The following is a 19,156-nucleotide window of genomic DNA, read 5'->3' on the forward strand; positions in this document are numbered from 1 at the left end:
CGGCGCTGGCCGGCGCTGGCGGCATAGGCTCCCATAGCCCCCCGGCCCCCTTCCGTTCCCCGCTTTTCACATCCAAAGAGAACACGCTGGACGCATTGCCAAGCGGGTTCGCGTCCCGTTCGCAAAGGTTCGGTTCCGTTCCCAAGGGAATATTTGCTTTTCGGTATGTATGGATCGCACGGTGGCCCAAATGCGCCACCAGCGCCAACCAAGGCCCCGGAAACCAAGCCAACGGAAGAGCCAAAAGGCCCAAATGGGCCACCTGCGGCAAAAGCCGCACCCGCCGCCGGCGAAGCCCCGGAAACCAAGGGGCGGAAAGAGCCTGTTGCGGCAAATGGCGCAGTCTGCGGGAAATTCCGCACCCGCCCCGATAAAAGCCCCGGAAACCTGGGTCCGCAAACGCCCGTTGCGGGAAATCCCGCACCCCGCAACAAATGTTTCACCCGCGCCCCCGACAAACCCCGGAAACCAAGCCCCGGAAGCCGAAAATCGCAACAAATGTTGCCGCAGCGCCAAATGGCGCGTCAGACCACGAAACACCCCCGGAAACCAAAGCGGCGGAAAGCCCCATTGCGCCAATTGGCGCTGCGCAGAATTTCGCACGTCGGCAATTTATTGCCAAACGCGACCGGGAAACCCACCAGAAACCAAGGCCAATCCGTTTCCCGTTGGCAATGATTTGCCGCAGCTCCGCAAGATTACGTGCCCGCGCGAATTCGCGCACCAACACCCGCGCAAGCCCCGGAAACCAATCCTTCGGGAAAGGGGGCCAAAGAGGCGCCGACCGTTTCAATTGGAACCCCTCGAAATCGGCCCGGAATTTTTGTCAGGTAAGTGTTATGGAATTCCGGCCGGTTTTACGGGAAGTTTGATGCCGCCTTGGCGCTCAAGCGCTTCCAGTCGCTCAAGCGTTTTTTCGGCCGTCTGCAGATCCTGCTTGGCGCGCTCGATATCCCTTTTCGCTTCCTCGATACCGGCTTGCATGAGCGGCTTCAGATGCTCTTCGCGAAGGGCGGCGTGGTTCTTGAAAAAGCTTTCTTGCATCATCGGGTGGTCCCATTGCCCCCATCGAATGGCCGAGACCAACGACGACGCGGTACCGCGAACAAGCTTTTGGAAATCCTGCGTCGCGGGATTGGTCGAACGCTTGCGCGGCGGCGGCGGTTCGTATTCCACCCGCATGGCGGCGGCAATGACGGGCGCGAAAGCGTCGGCAATTTGCTTGTCTCTAGTCTTCGCCGGGCAAATCATCGCTTCGCCTATCGCGACCGAAAGCAGCGGGTGAAAGGCGTGGCGGTAAATCTGGTCCAGTTGGTGAAATGTCGGCTTGGCCGCTTCGATGACTTTCACAATCGCTTCGGCGCGGTCGCCGTTGACCTTCAAGTGTTCGGTGATCTCTACGGCCACGTCCACAATTTCTTGATGGTCGGCGGGGATCGCGTTTCGGTAGATCATTTGCCGCCGGTCAACGCCGCATTGGGGTATCGGCCATTTTTTGTAGTCGGGCGCGTTGTCCATTTCCGTCCTCCGTTGGGTTGGCGGCCCCGGATTGTCGCCGGGGCCAGTTGAAAGCCCCCACAAACGGGGAGTTTATGCGTGGTTTCGGTTGTCAACGAAGGTTTCCAGTTCGTCCGCATGCGCCAAAGCGCGGGGGGCGGCTTCCCTCAAAGCCGCTTCGAACTGTTCGGGGCTCAAGCCGGGGAATTTCTTCTCGGCTTCGATTAGCCAGGGTACGGAATCAAACTGGCCGTAGGTTTCGACAATCCATTTCTGCAGTTCTTCGTCCATTGCCGTTCCTCCGCCGGTTTCGGCCCCGGCTTGGCCATTCGCCACGATTGGCGGATTTGCTATATTCGGCGCCATGAGCGCCCCCGAATTGTTCCAGGCTATGATTGTCGGACTTGAAAGCGCCGGCTTGACGCGAAGCGAAATCGCGCAGCGGGCCGGAATATCGCGTATGACAGTCTGGCGGCTGGCGGTAGGCGACGGCCGGCAACCGGCCTATCAGACCATCCAGCGCATCGAGGCGCTGAAGGCGAAGGTTTCGAGGCCCTAAAACCCGCCATATTCGTCCCGCTGCTTGAGGTAGCGCTGCATGCTCGTGTAGCAGGGGAAGCGCCGACCGTACTTTTTGCCAGCCGCCGTCATTTCCGCTTCTCGCAATTCCAGCGATAGGAGGCGCCCGAACTCGGCCGGCTCGCTCTGCGTTGGAAACGTGCCGTTCCCTGCCATTGCGTCGATCTGGCTAAGAAAGGCGGCAATATTGGTATGCGGGTAAGTGTCGTGAAAGGTTCTGCAGCGCTTAGGGGAAACGAACCCGATGTGATGGCCGATAAAGCCATGGATATAAATCGGCTCTGCAGGATTTGGAATTTCGGGCGCTCGTTCCTTCAAAAGAGCGGCGGCGGGTTTTGCGCAGCAATTCCCGCCCATATCTGAGTGAAGCGAAGATATGGCATCAACGGATTCAATAAAGGTATTGGGTGCAGAATCCGTACCCCCCGTGGCGGTGCAGATTCTGCACCCCCCCTGAACGTCGGCCGCGCTTTTATGGGGTGCAGAATCCGTACCCCCGTAAGTTGGCTTAATCGTCTGATTTATAACCGCTTTCCGGCGTATTCTCGGTTTTTCGGTTTTTGCCGCCTTCCAAGCTGCAGACCTGACGGCTTTGATGGCTAGTTGCCGCGCCCGGTCCAGTATGATTTCGAACATTTGTGTGCCCTTTTCATTGATTCCGGCGGGCTTCAGGTAGGCAAGTTCGATCAATCGCCGGCGGGCCGGTATGATGGTATTCCGGCTAAGCCCGGTTTCGATTTCCAGATAGGTAAGGGAAACGGCTGAGTGCTGGCCGATCATGCGATTGACATAAACCAGCATGACGGCAAGGCACGCCGGCGAACATTCCCGGTCTCCGTTGACCATATTCAGAACTTCGAATTTGAAGGTGGCCGGCTTGCCTTCGTACGTCTTGGTTTCGTCAGTCATCGGCCGCCGTTCCCCCCGTCAGCCAGGAAGCTTAAAACTGTCCCGAAGGCTTGCGCGGACGCCCACGCCCGCGCGGTTGCTGTGATTCGGTGGCGTGTTGCCTGGCTTCAGCCTCGCCGAGCTTCGCGGCAATCAGTCTCCTGATTTGGCCGAGCGTGTTGCCCTTTAGTTGCGGTGAAAACTCGATGAACGGCGGCCAATCGCCTTTTTTGCGCATGCGCCAGCGGGTCGTCTTGCTCGTATTTGTCAGCCTGTCGAGTTCAGCATCAGACAAAATACGATCGTCGTCATCATGGAACTGATCCATGGCCGTTCTCCAGAAATCGATAATTGTTGCGGGTTCTGGAGAACATTGCGCCCGGCTGAAAACGGGCGCAAGCGCAATGAAATCGAGGCATTTATTTTTGCACAAAACCGCTAAGGGGATGGAGTTTGCGACGCTCAACGATCCCGTGAAGGCGCATCTGGTCCGTAAGCATCGTCCGTAACGACTTTCGCTGATTCACAGTCATCTCTGGCCACCTTTGGACCGCCCACTCCATCGCCTCATCCTTGGTCGCGCCCATTTCCACCAAACCCGCCATGGACCGCGCGCGTGCGATCGGACTATCGGGTTTTGCCGGGCGGCCGCGTTTGTTTTCGTCTGGAAAGCCGAGCTCCAAAAGGGCAGCCGCTGCCTGATCGAGCAAGGCAGCCGAGACGGTGATCGGGATGCCGCTGCGGATGCGAGTGATTACCCCGGACGGGGCGTCCCGCGCCAGATCCGGCGCGGCCCCGCTTTCGATCAGCGTGCCAATAAGGACATGGAGTTCTTCCTCGGTCATGGTCGCACCGCCGCCGCCCGGATGGGCAAGATCGTCGCCCCGGTCCTTTTCTGGCCGCTGAGAAGGGCATCGACATGCTGCGCCCACTTGTTGAGCGCGATCCGCTTCTCATCGAGGCGCTCATAAGCGTCATAGTGCCCGGAGAGAACGTCGTCTTCGCGATGTGCTACGACCGCTTTGCGATCCTCACGTGGGATTTTTAGCCGGGCCATCCCGGTCACGCATGTTCTTCGAAACGCATGCGGGGTCGGTGGATCGCTTTGCAGGCGCTTGACGATTTCCGCCTCGTTGCCGTTCGCGTCGAGGGCAGGAATGATCCGCCGCAATGCTTGGCTTAGCGAATGGCGCGCGATCCGTTGGCGGTCGAGAAACCGGCTGGCGAAAATATGCTCGCCCGGCGTCCGACCCTCGATCCTGGCCTGTTCTTCCTGATCGACGATCTGTGCTTGAATAATCGCGGCAACCGCCGGGCTTATCGGCCATACATGTTTGCGGCGGCCTTTCATGCGATCAGCCGGAATTTCTGCGTAGGCCTCGCCGGGTTCGTCCAAAAAGTAGAGGTCGGATCGCTGCAGCCCAGCTACCTCGTTCGGGCGCTGGCCGGTCAGCGCCAGCACCTGCAAGGCGGCCTTGAGGCCGGGCGCCAGTTTCGCGTTCTCGATCGCTCGCCAAAGCACCACGAATTCCGCGTCGCTGAGCGTCCGGTCAACCTCCTGCTTGCGTTCTCGCGTCGGCTTTGGAATGCCGCTCATCGGATTTGCGGTGATCAACCCTTGATCGGTCGCCCATTGGAAGAACGTCAGCATGGCGGCGCGCAGTCGATTGGCGCTGACGGGCGCGGCGACGGCCACTTCCTTGACCCGCTGGGCGCAATCGGCCTTGGCAATCGAGCCGAGCGACCGCTCGCCCATTTGCGCAATCAGGTTTCTTGTCAGGTGGCCGATGTCCTGATCCCAGCTCGACTTCCGTTGCCTGACGTCTGGTTCGTAAAGCTCGACCGCCTTGCGGACAGTCAGGACTTCCTCGGTTTCCTTGCGCCGACGCTCTTCCTTTACCGCCGCGCGTTCGGCGGCAGGGTCGGCGCCGCCCTTCACACGTCCGCGAATGGCCTCGGCGTTGCTCCGCATGACAGCCATGGTGATCCCTGGATGTTCGCCGAGAAACGCGCGCTTTTTCACGGCGCTGCCGATCGGCCGATAACGGAGCGTGCCGACCATTCGGTCTGGATAGACGCGGACTTCGAAGCCGCTGATCTTGTCGTCGTTATAGGTTTCGCTGCCCTTTTCGGGCCGGGCAATTGTGCGGGCGAAACGGTCGTCGAGATGGAGGATAGCCATGGTTTTCTGGGGCCACTTCGAAGGCAATCAAGGGGCCTAGGCAATCAAGGGGCCTAGGGGCGGTTTTACTTCTGGGGCCAGTCTGGGGCCAACTTTATGAAATGACTTGGCCCCAATTGAAAAACCCTGAAACCGTCAATAGCCCAAAAGACTTTATATTGCAAAGGGTTTGCAATCGCGTGCGCTTGATTGAAAATGGCCGAAAACGTCCTTGGCAGTTCTGGGGGTCAAGGGGTCGTCGGTTCAAATCCGGCCATTCCGAGGTTTTTCAAGGGCTTGCGATTAAAGTGAGTCGAATGCATTGGAGCCAGCTAGTCCAGCACTAGCTGGCTTTTCGATTCTCAGGCTTCAGGTCGACAAACCTCGCGTTCGGCGGATACCTCGACATAATCTGGCCATTCAGTGATCCGCGTCGGCCATGGCCATGGCCGTGGTCCGCTTTGTCGCGCCGAAATTCGTATGAATATTGGATCGTTCCAAAGTTTTGATGTCTTGATTGTGATCTTTGAGCGTCACGCTGCCATCGGAAATCAACAATACTTCTGAAATGTGGCTGGAAATGTCAGCGGATTGACCGTTGAGGCCGAGCGGGGACCGGCACGAAGAAAAGTTGCCGGGCTGCGAGCTTGACAAATTTGGATCGTTCCAATTAACCTGTGTCATTGGCGCGAGCCATGGGAGGGATTCATGACAAAGGGCCGGATTACCGTCATCGACATAGCAAAGGCCGCCGGCGTGTCGAAATCGACCGTTTCGCTGGTGCTTCAGGGGTCGTCCCTGGTCAACGAAGGTACCCGGTCGAAGGTGAACGCGGTGATGCGGGACCTGGGCTACGTCTACAACCGCGGCGCGGCGAACCTTCGCAAGTCCGGCGCGAACTCGCGCATCATCGGCGTCGTCGTTAACGATTTGACGAACGGCTTCTTTGCGGAACTTGCGGTCGGCGTGGACATGGTCGTTCAATCGGCTGGATTCGTGCAATTCCTGTCTAACACCAGCGAGAGCATCGACAGGCAGCGCGAAGTCATCGCGTCGATGCGAGAGCATGGGATTTCCGGGCTTCTCGTATCCCCGGCACGCGCGACCGAAGCAACTGACTTCAAGCCTCTCATAGCCGCGGGAATTCCCGTGGTCGTCGTGGTCCGTAGCCTGCCTGGCGCGAAGGTCTCGTCGGTTGTCTCGGACAATCGCGCCGGCATCGCCGCCGCAGTCGCACATCTGGCGTCCCTCGGCCACAAGCGCATAACCTTTCTCGGCGGTTTCCCAGACACCGCGGTATTCGATGAACGTCTCGACGGCTACCGAGCCGGCATGAAGGCCGCCGGGCTGGAATTCAATGAAGCACTGGTCGTTTCTTCGGCGCCGTCGCGAGCGGGCGGGGCCGAGGCGATCGCGAAGGCGATGTTGCTCGCCGCCCGACCGACGGCCGCCGTGTGCTTCAACGACGCCGTTGCGTTCGGCGTGTGCGATGGATTGCGGGCGCGCCGCATGGAGCCAGGCACCGATTTTGCGGTAGTGGGCTTCGACGACGTCATAGAGGCGCAAACAGCCGTTCCGGCGCTTACGACCATCGCCGTCGACCCGCAGGGCATGGGAAGACGCGCCGCCCAGCTGCTCCTGCAACAGATCAATGCCGGCAAGGCTGAGGCGGAAGCGGTCACGACCGGCGTTCGACTGGTCGTCCGCGAAAGCTGCGGCGCCTCCCAGGCATCCGGGAGGAAAACGGCATGACTTTTCGCTGGGGTCTGATCGGTGTGAGTATGATTGCTCCGGAATGTGTCGTCGGGGCAGATCCCGTCGCCGGCGAGATCTCCTCCAAGACCCCAAATATTGAAACGGGACGCAGAGCACTCAAATGAGCAAGCATATCACCCCGGCTGAAGCTGCCGCCTTGATCCCCGACGGGGCCATTGTGTCGGTATCCTCGTCCAGCGGTCTCGGTTGCCCCGACCTCATGCTGAAGGCCATTGGCGAGCGATTCGACAGCACCGGCCACCCGCGTGATATCACCACGCTGCATCCGATCGCGGCCGGAGACATGAGTGGCATCAAGGGCGTCGATCACATCGCGAAGAAGGGCCTGCTCAAACGCATTATCGGAGGGTCGTATCCTTCGGGACCGTCGAGCGCCGAGCCGCCGTCGATCTGGCAGATGATCACCGGCAACGAGATTCCAGCCTACAATATTCCGTCCGGGATCATGTTCGACATCCACCGTGAGGCTGCTGCAAAGAGGCCTGGCGTGCTGACGAAGATCGGGATCGATACCTTCGTTGACCCGGCAAGGCAGGGATGTGCCATGAACGAACTCGGCGCCGAGGCACCGGTGGTCAAGCGCGTCGTCTTCGAGGACGAGGAATGGCTCTTTTTCCCGGCGATCGTTCCTCAGGTTACGATCATCCGCGCAACGACAGCCGACGAGCGCGGCAATCTCACCTACGAGCACGAAGGCGCTTACCTTGGCGGCCTTGATCAGGCGCTCGCGGCGCGCAACAATGGCGGGATCGTCATCGCCCAGGTCAAGCGCATCACGACGGAAGGCTCGCTCAAGCCGCACGACGTTCGCGTGCCGGGTATGCTGGTCGACTACATCGTCGTCGATCCGGACCAGAAGCAGACAACTCAAACTCTGTACGACCCCGCGATCTCAGGCGAAATCTTTCGCCCGCTCGGCTCGTTTCGCGTTCCGGAATTCAACATTCAGAAAGTCATCGCGCGTCGTGTCGCCCAGGAACTGCAGGCGGGAAGCTGTGTCAACCTCGGCTTTGGAATTTCGGCCAACGTCCCGCGCATTCTGCTTGAGGAGGGTCTGCACGGTTCAGTCACCTGGGTCATCGAGCAGGGCGCCGTCGGCGGCGTACCGCTTCTCGACTTCGCCTTCGGCTGTGCCTCGAACGCCGATGCCTATATGCCGTCTCCCTACCAGTTCACCTACTTTCAGGGAGCAGGCTTCGACGCATCGCTCCTGTCCTTCCTGGAGATCGGCAGGGATGGCTCGGTGAACGTCTCCAAGCTTTCATTCCGTCCTCATGTGACTGCCGGTGCCGGCGGTTTCGTCGATATCACTGCGCGGGCGAAGAAGATCGTCTTTTCGGGAATGTTCAATGCGGGTGCCAGGCTGGCGATCGACGACGCGAAGCTTGTCATCGAAAAGGAAGGCAAGCTCAAAAAGCTGGTCAACGAGGTAGAGCAGGTAACGTTCTCTGGAAAGCGAGCCATCGAGCAGGGTCAGGAAATCACCTATGTCACCGAGCGGTGCGTGATGAAGCTGACGCCGGACGGCGTTGTGCTGACCGAAATCGCCCCGGGCGCAGACCTCAAGGCCCACATCCTCGATCAGGCGGAATTCCCGCTTATCGTTGCAGAGGATTTGAAGCTCATGGACGCAAAACTTTTCGGCGAGGCGAATATCGGCCTCGACCTGCCAAAGAAGAAACCGCGCGTTCTGGAGGGAACCTTCAATGGCTAGCGGTACCGTAGATATACGGGTCGAGGATCACGTCGCGATCATGACCGTATCGCGTCCCGAAAAGCTCAATGCCCTCGACCTCGAAATGCTGAGGGCGTTGTCGGACGCGGCGGACGAGGTTGAGGCAAATGCCCAGGTCCGTGCGGCGATCCTTACCGGCGAAGGCAGGGGCTTCTCGGCTGGCGGCGACATCAAGGCCTGGGGCGGTATGCAGCCTCAGGAGTTCGGTCATGCGTGGGTTCGCCATGGGCACCGCGTCTTCGAGCGTCTTGCTACCCTACGGGTTCCCTTGATCGCAGCCCTCAACGGTCATGCGCTTGGCGGCGGCCTCGAGCTTGCAGGTGTGGCCGACATCCGTATTGCGGAGGAGCATATCAAGATTGGGCTACCGGAAACCGGCCTGGGCATGGTCCCCGGCTGGTCCGGAACTCAACGCCTCGTGAAGCGGTTCGGCGCGCAGGTCGTACGTCGCATGGCCCTTGGCGGAGAGATGTTCACGGCAGAGGAAGCCCGGCTGCTCGGCATCGTGGATGCAGTCACATCGACTGGAACAGTCGTCGACGCCGCGAAGGAATATGCCGGGCGCGTTGCGGAGCGTGGACCGGCCGCACTCGAAATCGTGAAGCTGATGATCGCATCGGCAAGTGGCGAGGACAACGGCACGGCTGTGGAGGCTCTCGGGTCGATCCTCGCCGCGAAGACGGGTGACCTCAAGGAAGGCGTTGCCTCGTTCAGCGAGAAGCGCCCGGCGAAGTTCAAGGGAGAATGGTAATGACCGTGCTGGTGAATCCAAAGGTCCTCGGCGACCACAAGCCCCGCGACTTCAAAATGCTCATCGACGGCAAATGGGAGTCGGGCACTTCGCAACCGATCGAACGCATCGCTCCGAGCCATGGCGTTGTAGTGAGCCGGTTTGCGACCGGGACAAAGGCAGATGCCGAACGCGCTGTCGCCGCCGCGCGCAAGGCCTTCGACCACGGACCGTGGCCGAGGATGACGGCCTCCGAACGCTCTGCCATTCTGCTCAAGGCCGCAGACCTGATCGCTGCCCGGTCGGAGGAGCTGGCGTTTCTGGACGCCATCGAAGCAGGAAAGCCTATCTCCCAGGTGCGCGGCGAGATCGCCGGGTCGGTCGATATCTGGCGGTACGCGGCGGCACTTGCCCGCGATCTCCATGGCGAAAGCTACAACACGCTGGGCGATGGAACTCTTGGCGTCGTTCTGCGGGAAGCCATCGGCGTCGTCTCCATCATCACGCCCTGGAATTTCCCCTTCCTGATCGTCGGCCAGAAGCTCCCATTCGCTTTGGCTGCAGGTTGCACAACGGTCGTGAAGCCATCGGAGCTGACCTCGGGATCGACCGTAGTACTGGGCGAGATTCTTCAGGAGGCAGGCGTCCCGCAAGGCGTCGTGAACATCGTCACGGGCACAGGCCCCGAAGTGGGAGCCGTCATGACGTCTCATCCGGAAGTCGACATGGTGTCGTTCACCGGATCGACGGGCGTTGGCAGGCTCACCATGTCGAATGCTGCGCAGACCCTGAAGAAGGTTTCCTTGGAACTCGGCGGCAAGAATCCTCAGATCGTGTTCCCGGACGCCGATCTCGATGCATTCATCGACGCCGCCGTTTTCGGTGCATATTTTAATGCGGGGGAATGCTGCAATGCCGGTTCGCGCCTCATACTGCACAAGGACATAGCGTCGGATGTCGTCAGGCAGGTCGCCGACCTTGCCAAACGCGTCAAGGTCGGCGACCCGCTCGACCCGTCGACGCAGGTCGGCGCGATCATCACGCCGCAGCACCTTGAGAAGATTGCCCGCTATGTCGAGGGTGCAGAGAGCAGCGGCGCCCGGATCGCCTATGGAGGCGGGACGCTCGATCTCGGCATGGGGCAATTCATGTCCCCGACGATCCTCGAGGGGGTCACTCCCGGCATGGCCGTGGCGCGCGAAGAAGTTTTCGGGCCGGTTCTTTCCGTTCTGACCTTCGAGACGGCGGCCGAAGCGATCGAGATCGCGAACTCCATCGACTACGGCCTTTCCGCCGGCGTCTGGAGCAAGGACTTTGACACCTGCCTGACGATCGGCCGCAGGGTGCGCGCAGGCACGGTGTGGATGAACACCTTCATGGACGGCGCCTCGGAACTTCCGTTCGGCGGTTACAAGCAGAGTGGCCTCGGCCGGGAACTCGGCCGCCATGCGGTGGAAGACTACACTGAGACGAAGACGCTCAACATGCACATTGGCAGCCGCACAAACTGGTGGATGCCGCAGACGGAAAAACCGGCTTAGCGGGCGCGCCGACGCCCGCTTTCTTCAATCAGCAAACACCGATCATGATCGCATGACGCCGAGGAGTAGCATGAGCGGCACACCGGATATTATCATCATCGGTTCAGGCGTCGGCGGCTCCACTGTCGCTGCTGGGCTGGCCGCAACGGGTGCCGAAATCTTGATCCTCGAGGCCGGCGATCATATCGCCGATCTTCCGGTAAACCGGGACCAACGTGCGATTTTCCAGCGCGGACATTTTCGACCGAAGGAGACGTGGTACGAGGCGAACGGCAAGGGATTCAATCCCGGCAACTACTATAATGTCGGAGGAAACTCGAAGTTCTACGGCGCCGTGCTGACCCGCTACCGGCGGGAAGATTTCGAAACGATCCAACACCGGGAAGGGGTCTCTCCCGCCTGGCCATTCCCTTATGAAGTGCTGGAACCCTGGTACAGCAAGGCTGAACGCCTGTATCAGGTTCGCGGCACACTGGGCGAGGACCCGACGGAGCCGCACCACTCGGTGGTCTACGAATACCCGCCGGTTCCCGACGAGCCGCCGATCGCCGACGTTCGAGCCCGGCTGAAGAGCAAGGGATTGCACCCGGCATCCCTGCCATTGGCGGTGGACGTCGAGGCATGGCTGTCAAAGGCACGGACGCCGTGGGATGCCCACCCGAACTCGCGCGATGGCAAGATGGATGCCGAGACGGCGGCGCTCGAAGTCGCGCTCCAGCATGCAAATGTCCGGCTTGAGACCAACGCACGCGTCACGAAGCTCGAGGCTGGGCAGGGCGGTCGTATCGAGCGCGTAACCTATATCAAGGAAGGGCACGAGGTCACCGCCACCTCCAAAACAGTGGTTCTCTCGGCGGGGGCGGTCCAGTCGTCGGCGCTGCTGCTGCGCTCGGCGAACGACCGCTACAAGAACGGGCTCGCGAACTCCTCCGATCAGGTCGGCCGCAACTTCATGAACCACAACGCGTCCGCCGTCATCGGTGTGTCGCCGAGTTTCAAGAACACGTCGGTCTATCAGAAGACGTTTGCGTTCAACGATTTCTATCTCTCGGACGGGAGTGGCGGGCCGCCGCTGGGCAATGTTCAGCTCCTCGGACGCATATCGGGACAGGTCCTCAAGGGCTCGCTGCCTCGTGTTCCCGAATGGGTGCTGAATATCGTCACGGGCCACGCCATCGACTTTTACGCAATGAGCGAAGACATTCCCAATCCAGACAGCCGCGTCATGGTCGACGGCGACCGGATCGTCCTCCAGTGGCAGCGGACCAATTGGGCCGCACATCTTGAGCTTGTTGCGAAGCTGAAGGGAATCCTGAAATCGATCGGCTTCCCGCTTGTGCTATCGAGGCCCTTCGATAAGCGCACGCCATCGCACCAGTGCGGAACGATCCGCATCGGCGACGATCCAACCAACGCTCCACTGGATACTTACTGCCGCTCCTACGACCACGAAAACCTCTTTGTCGTCGACGCCAGCTTTTTACCGACCTCGGCGGCTGTGAACCCGGCTCTGACCGTCGCCAGCCAGGCGTTGCGAGTCGCCGATCACATCGCATCGAAGGATTTGCAGAGATGACGCCGGGACGCCGATCTCCTGTTTCATGCGGTTGATGCGTGCGTGGCAACCGACATCGACGACCGTCAGTCAATGCTTTCAATAGGATAGCAAAATGCGTTTTGACTACATCATCACGGGAGCCGGTCCGGCTGGATGTGTGCTTGCCAGCCGGTTGAGCGAGGACCCCGCCGTCAACGTATTGCTGGTCGAGGCTGGCGGGGGTGATTGGAACCCTCTTTTCCACATGCCGGCGGGATTTGCAAAAATGACCAAGGGGGTCGCGAGCTGGGGTTGGGAAACCGTCCCACAGAAGCACATGAAGGGTCGGGTTCTGCGCTATACCCAGGCGAAGGTCATCGGCGGCGGCTCGTCGATCAACGCCCAGCTCTATACGCGCGGAAATGCAACAGACTACGATCTCTGGGCAAGCGAAGAGGGCTGCGACGGCTGGGACTACCGCTCGATATTGCCCTATTTCAAGCGCGCGGAGGATAATCAGCGCTTCGCGGACGACTACCACTCCTATGGCGGACCGCTCGGCGTCTCGATGCCGGTCTCTCCTCTGCCGATCTGTGACGCCTACATCCGCGCCGGCCAGGAGATCGGCATACCGTACAACCACGATTTCAACGGCCGGCAGCAAGCGGGAGTCGGCTTCTATCAGCTCACGCAGCGCAACCGCCGGCGATCCTCGGCCTCCCTGGCCTACCTCTCGCCGATAAAGGATCGCAAGAACCTCACGGTCCGCACCGGTGCGCGTGTTTCCCGCATCGTTCTGGAAGGCGCACGCGCTGTGGGCGTCGAGATTGTCACGCAAGGCGGCTTCGAGATTGTCCGGGCCGAACGCGAAGTGCTCGTGTGCTCCGGTGCGATTGGGTCGCCAAAACTCCTGCTGCAATCGGGAATTGGGCCGGCCGACCATCTTCGATCGGCGGGCGTCAATGTCCTTCACGATCTCCCCGGTGTCGGGGAGAACCTTCAGGACCACCTGGATCTCTTTGTCATTTCCGAGTGCACGGGGGACCACACCTACGACGGTGTTGCAAAGCTCCACCGGACCATTTGGGCCGGCGTCCAGTACGTTCTGTTCCGCACCGGCCCGGTCGCATCGTCGCTCTTCGAAACGGGCGGATTCTGGTACGCCGATCCCGATGCGCGTTCTCCCGATATCCAGTTCCACCTTGGCCTGGGTTCCGGCATCGAGGCCGGCGTCGAACGCCTGAAGAACGCCGGCGTCACGCTCAATTCGGCCCATCTTCACCCGAGGTCGCGAGGAACCGTGCGGCTCTCCTCAGCCGACCCTGGCGCGGCTCCGCTGATCGATCCCAACTACTGGTCCGATCCCCACGACAAGGAAATGTCGTTGGAGGGGCTGAAGATCGCCCGCGAAATCATGCAGCAGGCGGCACTCAAGCCATATGTCATGGCCGAGCGCCTGCCTGGACCGAACGTGATGACCGACGAGCAGCTATTCGACTATGGATGCGCGAACGCGAAAACCGATCACCATCCCGTCGGCACCTGCAAGATGGGGACGGGGCCCGAAGCTGTCGTCGGCCTCGATCTCAAGGTTCACGGTCTCGAGGGCCTTCGCGTCTGCGATTCCTCCGTGATGCCGCGCGTTCCATCCTGCAACACCAATGCGCCCACGATCATGGTCGGGGAAAAGGCATCGGATTTGATCCGCGGCTTGCCTCCGCTTCCGTCCGCGATTTTTTCCCACGAGCGCAACGATACCCGGCAGAGAGCACGCGCGAACGTCCGCTAGGGCCAGCATGGGCTGGCCGCCTGAGAACAAGGACTTTGACTGCCAATGAAGATCGACGTTCCGCAATCCATTCTCGACGCACTGACGGACGTGGACATGCCGCGGCTTCCCTCGGAAGCACGTTCATCGGAAACGGTCAACCTCGCCGGCGCCGTCGCTCCAGTCTATCGTGCCGGCTGCGTGATCGTCGGTTCCGGCGCGGCGGGTCTGCGTGCAGCTGTGGAAATGAAGCGGCGCGGCGACGATGTGGTCATCCTGAGCCAGAGTGCATGGGGCGGAACGTCGGCCTGTTCGGGTTCCGACAAGCAGACGCTTCATACGGCGAACACTGCCGACCAGGGTGATAATTACAAGGCTATGGCCCGCGCGATACGCGGCGGTGGCGCGATGGACGAGGACACCGCCTACGTCGAAGCCGTCGGTTCGTCGAGAATGATGGCCTCGCTGCAGTATCTGGGACTTCCATTGCCGCAGGATGCATGGGGCGGGACACTCAGGTATCAAACCGATCACGACGAGGTGGGCCGGGCCACCAGTTGCGGTCCGCGAACCTCGCGCCTGATGGTCAAGGTTCTCGCCGAAGAGGCCCTTCGGCTGGGCGTGCCATTCTACAACCAGACCACGGCGGTCAGGATACTCACAGACGGCGACGGCGCGGAACGCAGTGTCGCGGGCGTCCTGGCCATGCGTGCCAGCGATCGAACGGAGGACAATCCCCTTGGCCTCGCGGTGTACATCTGTGCGGTCGTCGTTCTCGCGGCTGGTGGACCCGGTGAACTTTACCGCGACAGCGTCTATCCGAACGGCTGCTTCGGTTCCCTTGGGCTTGCCCTTGAGGCAGGTGTGGAATTGGTCAATCTCACGGAAAGCCAGTTCGGCATCGGAACCAGACGCGAAGGCTTTCCCTGGAATCTGTCCGGCACCTACGTCCAGGCAATCCCCCACATCTACTCTGTCGACCCCGACGGTGCGGAGCGGCATTTCCTGGCCGAGTATTATCGGAGTACACAGGAACTGGCGTCAAACGTCTTTCGCAAGGGCTATCAATGGCCCTTCCACGCGACGCGAATGCTCGATTTCGGGTCAAGCCTGGTCGATCTCGCAATCTATCGCGAGGGCGCTGCGGGACGACGCGTCTTTATGGATTTCAACCGAAATCCGCTTCCGGTTCCCGGAGATCTTCCGTTCAGCCTCGATCGGCTCGACGACGATGTTGGCCGTTATCTCGAGACGGCCGGCGCCGATCAGAGTTTGCCGATCGAACGTCTCAAGCAGATGAACCCGCTCTCGATCGAGCTGTACCGACGCTACAAGATCGACATCGCTCAGGTGCCACTGGAGTTTGCCGTCAACAATCAGCACATGAATGGTGGCGTGATGGTGGACACCTGGGGACGGAGCAGTCTGGCCGGATGCTATGCCGTTGGCGAAGCTGCGGGAACGCACGGAGTGACCCGTCCGGGCGGCGCGGCGTTGAACGCCGGTCAGGTCCTCGGGACCCGGACGGCGGAGCACATTGGAGCGAGCAGGCGGGCGAGGGTGGCCTCGACCAAGGACCTGCGCGCCGCTGCGGAAGCGGGCGCCATCGAGCTTCTCACTGTGCTTCGGCCTGGCAGCCCGCTGAGCGTAAAATCGGTCCGGACCGAAGTTCAGGCTCGAATGAGCGACAGGGCAGGCATGATATGCGACAGTCAAAGCGTTGGCGCTGCGCTGGTCGACGCCCGTCGCCTCAATGTCGAGATCCGCGCGAACGGAATTGGGTACGCCCGCGGTGGCGAAGCCGTCCGTGCGTTGCAATGGCAGCAGATGGCGCTGGCGTCCGAGGCCGTGCTCAGCGCCTTGGACTTCTTCATCAACAACGGCGGCGGAAGCCGAGGTGCGCGAGCCATATGCGATCCCGACGGCGAATCTCTCCCGCTCGTCAGCTCCGGGCCGCTACAGGCGTATCGCTTCCGGAAAGAGCGACCGGAACATCGCGACGAACAGATCGTCGTTCGCCTCGACGGGGACGACATGATCCTCTCGACACGCCCCAACCGGACGTTCGATGAGAATTCGAAGTCGTTCTTCGAACGCGACTGGCCCGCATGGCTGACTGGCCGCATCTACGATGCAGGCACGGTCGAGTAGTTTCGAACGAACTTTCACGATGGCATAGCGTCGTCAAGGGATATAAAGATATCTTTATATCTCTTGACGACGCTCCACCAATAGAGCATCTTGCGGTGCATCGAGGTTCTGCGGATCGATCGTTTCATCCGGAGCTAAGAGGGAATACGGTGCGATGTCTTTCAGGGCATCTATGCCGGAGCTGCCCCCGCAACTGTAGGCGGTGAGCTGCCATCCAATTGAAGTCACTGGGGAAGACGCCTCGGGAAGACAGGATGGTGGCGTCGACCCGCGAGCCAGGAGACCTGCTGCGATAGATAACGTCCACGGGCGGGGTGTCCCGGTGTGCCGCATTCAGCGAACGGCACAAATGCGCCGTTCGTCGACGCGTCATTCCATCCCTTGCCCACAACCCTCGGGGTAAGGAAATGACCATTCAAACTGCAAATCTCGGCTTCCCGCGCATCGGTCCGCATCGCGAACTCAAGTTCGCGCTGGAATCCTATTGGTCCGGAAAATCAGGTCGGGAGACGCTGCTCGCCGTTGCCAGGAAGCTGCGCGCCGATAACTGGCAGCTTCAGAAGGACAAGGGGATCGCTGTCATCCCTTCCAACGACTTCTCGCTCTACGACCACGTCCTCGATACGGCCGTCATGGTCGGAGCGATACCCGACGCCTATGGATGGAAGGGTGGTCCCGTCGATCTCGATATTTACTTCGCGATGGCACGCGGCTCCGCCGGCGATACCCATCAAGGAGAGTGCGGCCATGCACATCACAGTCACGGCGTTCCCGCCCTTGAGATGACGAAATGGTTCGACACCAACTATCACTACATGGTTCCGGAGATCGGGCCGGACCAGATCTTCGAGCTGACCGCGAACAAGCCTCTGGAAATGTTTCAGGAGGCAAAGGCATCAGGCGTTTTCACGCGTCCTGTCCTGTTGGGACCGGTCACCTTCCTGAAGCTTGCAAAGACACGGCATCAGGGCTTCGAGCCCATCCAGCTGATTGATCGACTGCTGCCTGTCTATGCCAAAATCCTGGCCGCGCTGAGTGCCGACGGTGCGGATTGGGTCCAGATTGACGAGCCGGCTCTCGTGCTCGATCTCACTGCAGAGGATAGGCGCGCGTTCTCGCACGCCTATGAGGCCCTGCACCAACTGGTGCCGAACCTTAAGATCATGCTCGCGACCTATTTCGGCGCGATCGCCGACAATCTGCCGGTGGTGGTCGCCGCTCCGCTGGCCGGGTTGCACGTCGATCTCGTTCGCGCACCCGAACAGATGGACGAGGTGTTGGCGGCGCTTCCGCCGGGCCGTGTCCTGTCGATTGGCATCGTCGACGGGCGAAACATATGGCGCAGCAATCTCGCAAAGCATTTGGATCGGCTTGAGCCCGTCGCCGCAGCACTCGGTGCCGAACGGATACAGGTCGCATCGTCGTGCTCCCTCCTGCATGTGCCTGTCGACCTGGAACGAGAGACCACTGTCGATGCCGACCTCAAAAGCTGGCTGGCATTCGCGACGCAGAAGCTGGAGGAGGTAGCGGCACTCGGACTGGGATTGTCTGCCGGTCGGCTTGCGGTCGGTGCAGCGCTTGATGCCTCCACCGCCGCAGCGGCATCGCGCGCCGCGTCTTCGAAGGTTCACGATCCGCTCGTGGAAGCGCGGATAAACAGCATCGACGACCCAATGAAGCGCAGGCAGGGCGGTTTTCTTCAGCGTAAGACAGTTCAAGACGAGCGGTTGAGCTTGCCGCTTTTTCCGACCACGACCATCGGCTCGTTTCCGCAGACGCCTGAGGTGCGGAAGGCTCGTGCTGAGCATGGCAAGGGGACGTTGAGCGACATCGACTACGAATCCTTCCTCCGAAGCGAGACGGAGGCGGCCATCCGCTGGCAAGAGGAGATTGGCCTCGACGTCCTCGTTCACGGCGAGTTCGAGCGCAACGACATGGTGCAGTATTTCGGCGAACAGCTTGCGGGCTTCGCCTTCACGCAGCATGCCTGGGTACAGAGCTACGGTTCGCGCTACGTGCGGCCGCCTGTCATTTTCGGCGATGTATCAAGACCGCGGCCGATGACGGTTCGTTGGTGGCGGTATGCGCAGTCGCTGACGGAAAAGCCCGTCAAAGGCATGCTCACCGGACCCGTCACCATCCTGAACTGGTCGTTCGTTCGCGACGACCTTCCTCGCAGCGCCGTATGCGGCCAGATCGCGCTGGCGATCCGCGACGAGGTCGCCGACCTTGAGGAGGCCGGTGCCGCGATGATCCAGATCGATGAGGCGGCGCTGCGGGAGGGCTTGCCCCTCCGGAGAGGCAATTGGGGTGCCTATCTCGACTGGGCGGTGGAGGCATTCCGCCTATGCTCCAGCGGCGTTTCCGACAGGACGCAGATCCACACGCATATGTGCTATTCGGAGTTCAACGATATCATGGCGTCCATCGCCGCCATGGACGCGGACGTCATCTCGATCGAGACCTCCCGTTCGAAAATGGAACTTCTCGACGTGTTCCAGCATCAGGACTATCCGAACGAGATAGGTCCGGGCGTCTACGACATCCACTCTCCGAGGATCCCGGATGTCGCTGAGATGACGGAACTGCTCGTCCTGGCGAGGCGGCGTCTCAGTGATACGCAGCTGTGGATCAATCCCGATTGCGGCCTGAAGACCCGCAGATGGGAGGAGGTAAGGCCTGCTTTGGTCAACATGGTCGAAGCCGCAAGGCTGCTCCGATTGGCCAGCGACGACGGAACACTGTCCGCCACAGGTGCATGATATCGTTCTGTAGGACCAGACGCCGGGGTTA

15 protein-coding genes and 1 riboswitch are annotated in these 19,156 nt (G+C 60.7%); of the genes, 8 read left to right on the top strand and 7 right to left on the bottom strand.

Annotation, left to right across the window (positions count from 1 at the left end; all coding sequences use genetic code 11):
* Nucleotides 1–837: 837 nt before the first annotated feature.
* The 7 genes from ASC97_RS30385 to ASC97_RS34390 all read right to left on the bottom strand — a co-directional run bounded on the left by ASC97_RS30385 (nucleotide 838) and on the right by ASC97_RS34390 (nucleotide 5,809).
* On the bottom strand, nucleotides 838–1,518 hold the full coding sequence (locus tag ASC97_RS30385) for a hypothetical protein (RefSeq protein ID WP_057472039.1): 681 nt from the start codon (nucleotides 1,516–1,518) through the stop codon (nucleotides 838–840).
* A 72-nt stretch (nucleotides 1,519–1,590) separates the two neighbouring features.
* Nucleotides 1,591–1,788 (bottom strand): hypothetical protein, encoded by a 198-nt coding sequence (locus tag ASC97_RS30390; RefSeq protein ID WP_156390503.1) that lies wholly within the window; start codon nucleotides 1,786–1,788, stop codon nucleotides 1,591–1,593.
* A gap of 264 nt (nucleotides 1,789–2,052) precedes the next feature.
* The gene (locus ASC97_RS30400; RefSeq protein ID WP_057472042.1) at nucleotides 2,053–2,985 is read right to left on the bottom strand and encodes a hypothetical protein; all 933 of its coding nucleotides are present in this window, start codon (nucleotides 2,983–2,985) and stop codon (nucleotides 2,053–2,055) included.
* Between the two features lie 31 nt (nucleotides 2,986–3,016).
* Entirely contained in the window at nucleotides 3,017–3,292 is a 276-nt protein-coding gene (locus ASC97_RS30405) for a hypothetical protein (protein WP_057472043.1), read from the bottom strand.
* A gap of 91 nt (nucleotides 3,293–3,383) precedes the next feature.
* Nucleotides 3,384–3,809 (bottom strand): hypothetical protein, encoded by a 426-nt coding sequence (locus ASC97_RS30410; RefSeq protein ID WP_057472044.1) that lies wholly within the window; start codon nucleotides 3,807–3,809, stop codon nucleotides 3,384–3,386.
* Nucleotides 3,806–5,146, bottom strand: a complete 1,341-nt coding sequence (locus tag ASC97_RS30415; RefSeq protein ID WP_057472045.1) for a tyrosine-type recombinase/integrase — start codon at nucleotides 5,144–5,146, stop codon at nucleotides 3,806–3,808. Before ASC97_RS30415 ends, ASC97_RS30410 begins: the two co-directional genes overlap by 4 nt.
* Nucleotides 5,147–5,545: 399 nt before the next feature.
* Nucleotides 5,546–5,809: a hypothetical protein gene (locus ASC97_RS34390; RefSeq protein WP_156390504.1), complete on the bottom strand. Its 264-nt coding sequence runs from the start codon at nucleotides 5,807–5,809 to the stop codon at nucleotides 5,546–5,548.
* A gap of 24 nt (nucleotides 5,810–5,833) precedes the next feature.
* Between ASC97_RS34390 and ASC97_RS30420 the strand changes: the two genes are divergently transcribed.
* From ASC97_RS30420 to metE, 8 genes are all read left to right on the top strand, one after another.
* Nucleotides 5,834–6,877 (top strand): LacI family DNA-binding transcriptional regulator, encoded by a 1,044-nt coding sequence (locus ASC97_RS30420; RefSeq protein WP_057472046.1) that lies wholly within the window; start codon nucleotides 5,834–5,836, stop codon nucleotides 6,875–6,877.
* A 124-nt stretch (nucleotides 6,878–7,001) separates the two neighbouring features.
* Complete coding sequence (locus tag ASC97_RS30425) at nucleotides 7,002–8,615, top strand: acyl CoA:acetate/3-ketoacid CoA transferase (RefSeq protein ID WP_057472047.1); 1,614 nt, start codon at nucleotides 7,002–7,004, stop codon at nucleotides 8,613–8,615.
* Nucleotides 8,608–9,387, top strand: a complete 780-nt coding sequence (locus tag ASC97_RS30430) for an enoyl-CoA hydratase/isomerase family protein (RefSeq protein WP_057472048.1) — start codon at nucleotides 8,608–8,610, stop codon at nucleotides 9,385–9,387. The genes ASC97_RS30425 and ASC97_RS30430 overlap by 8 nt, the downstream gene beginning before the upstream one ends.
* The gene (locus tag ASC97_RS30435) at nucleotides 9,387–10,907 is read left to right on the top strand and encodes an aldehyde dehydrogenase family protein (RefSeq protein ID WP_057472049.1); all 1,521 of its coding nucleotides are present in this window, start codon (nucleotides 9,387–9,389) and stop codon (nucleotides 10,905–10,907) included. The genes ASC97_RS30430 and ASC97_RS30435 overlap by 1 nt, the downstream gene beginning before the upstream one ends.
* 70 nt (nucleotides 10,908–10,977) lie before the next feature.
* Complete coding sequence (locus ASC97_RS30440) at nucleotides 10,978–12,483, top strand: GMC oxidoreductase (protein WP_057472050.1); 1,506 nt, start codon at nucleotides 10,978–10,980, stop codon at nucleotides 12,481–12,483.
* Nucleotides 12,484–12,577: 94 nt separating this feature from the next.
* The gene (locus tag ASC97_RS30445) at nucleotides 12,578–14,233 is read left to right on the top strand and encodes a GMC family oxidoreductase (RefSeq protein ID WP_057472051.1); all 1,656 of its coding nucleotides are present in this window, start codon (nucleotides 12,578–12,580) and stop codon (nucleotides 14,231–14,233) included.
* A gap of 45 nt (nucleotides 14,234–14,278) precedes the next feature.
* Entirely contained in the window at nucleotides 14,279–16,363 is a 2,085-nt protein-coding gene (locus ASC97_RS30450; protein ID WP_057472052.1) for an FAD-dependent oxidoreductase, read from the top strand.
* A gap of 86 nt (nucleotides 16,364–16,449) precedes the next feature.
* Nucleotides 16,450–16,669, top strand: a riboswitch (cobalamin riboswitch).
* A 101-nt stretch (nucleotides 16,670–16,770) separates the two neighbouring features.
* Nucleotides 16,771–19,125 carry a 5-methyltetrahydropteroyltriglutamate--homocysteine S-methyltransferase gene (gene metE, locus ASC97_RS30455; RefSeq protein ID WP_057472053.1) on the top strand — a complete coding sequence of 785 codons (2,355 nt, stop codon included), beginning with the start codon at nucleotides 16,771–16,773 and terminating at the stop codon, nucleotides 19,123–19,125.
* Nucleotides 19,126–19,156 lie beyond the last annotated feature (31 nt).

Origin of the sequence: Rhizobium sp. Root1203, assembly GCF_001424945.1 — a bacterium.
Classification (GTDB): domain Bacteria; phylum Pseudomonadota; class Alphaproteobacteria; order Rhizobiales; family Rhizobiaceae; genus Rhizobium.

Bases quoted from the DNA above. Each gene is read 5' to 3' on its own strand.
- ASC97_RS30440 (WP_057472050.1), top strand. From the start codon at position 10,978: ATGAGCGGCACACCGGATATTATCATCATCGGTTCAGGCGTCGGCGGC.
- metE (WP_057472053.1), top strand. From the start codon at position 16,771: ATGACCATTCAAACTGCAAATCTCGGCTTCCCGCGCATCGGTCCGCAT.
- ASC97_RS30400 (WP_057472042.1), bottom strand. From the start codon at position 2,985: ATGACTGACGAAACCAAGACGTACGAAGGCAAGCCGGCCACCTTCAAA.
- ASC97_RS30410 (WP_057472044.1), bottom strand. From the start codon at position 3,809: ATGACCGAGGAAGAACTCCATGTCCTTATTGGCACGCTGATCGAAAGC.
- ASC97_RS30385 (WP_057472039.1), bottom strand. From the start codon at position 1,518: ATGGACAACGCGCCCGACTACAAAAAATGGCCGATACCCCAATGCGGC.
- ASC97_RS30445 (WP_057472051.1), top strand. From the start codon at position 12,578: ATGCGTTTTGACTACATCATCACGGGAGCCGGTCCGGCTGGATGTGTG.
- ASC97_RS30430 (WP_057472048.1), top strand. From the start codon at position 8,608: ATGGCTAGCGGTACCGTAGATATACGGGTCGAGGATCACGTCGCGATC.
- ASC97_RS30450 (WP_057472052.1), top strand. From the start codon at position 14,279: ATGAAGATCGACGTTCCGCAATCCATTCTCGACGCACTGACGGACGTG.
- ASC97_RS30435 (WP_057472049.1), top strand. From the start codon at position 9,387: ATGACCGTGCTGGTGAATCCAAAGGTCCTCGGCGACCACAAGCCCCGC.
- ASC97_RS30405 (WP_057472043.1), bottom strand. From the start codon at position 3,292: ATGGATCAGTTCCATGATGACGACGATCGTATTTTGTCTGATGCTGAA.
- ASC97_RS30415 (WP_057472045.1), bottom strand. From the start codon at position 5,146: ATGGCTATCCTCCATCTCGACGACCGTTTCGCCCGCACAATTGCCCGG.
- ASC97_RS30425 (WP_057472047.1), top strand. From the start codon at position 7,002: ATGAGCAAGCATATCACCCCGGCTGAAGCTGCCGCCTTGATCCCCGAC.
- ASC97_RS30420 (WP_057472046.1), top strand. From the start codon at position 5,834: ATGACAAAGGGCCGGATTACCGTCATCGACATAGCAAAGGCCGCCGGC.
- ASC97_RS30390 (WP_156390503.1), bottom strand. From the start codon at position 1,788: ATGGACGAAGAACTGCAGAAATGGATTGTCGAAACCTACGGCCAGTTT.
- ASC97_RS34390 (WP_156390504.1), bottom strand. From the start codon at position 5,809: ATGACACAGGTTAATTGGAACGATCCAAATTTGTCAAGCTCGCAGCCC.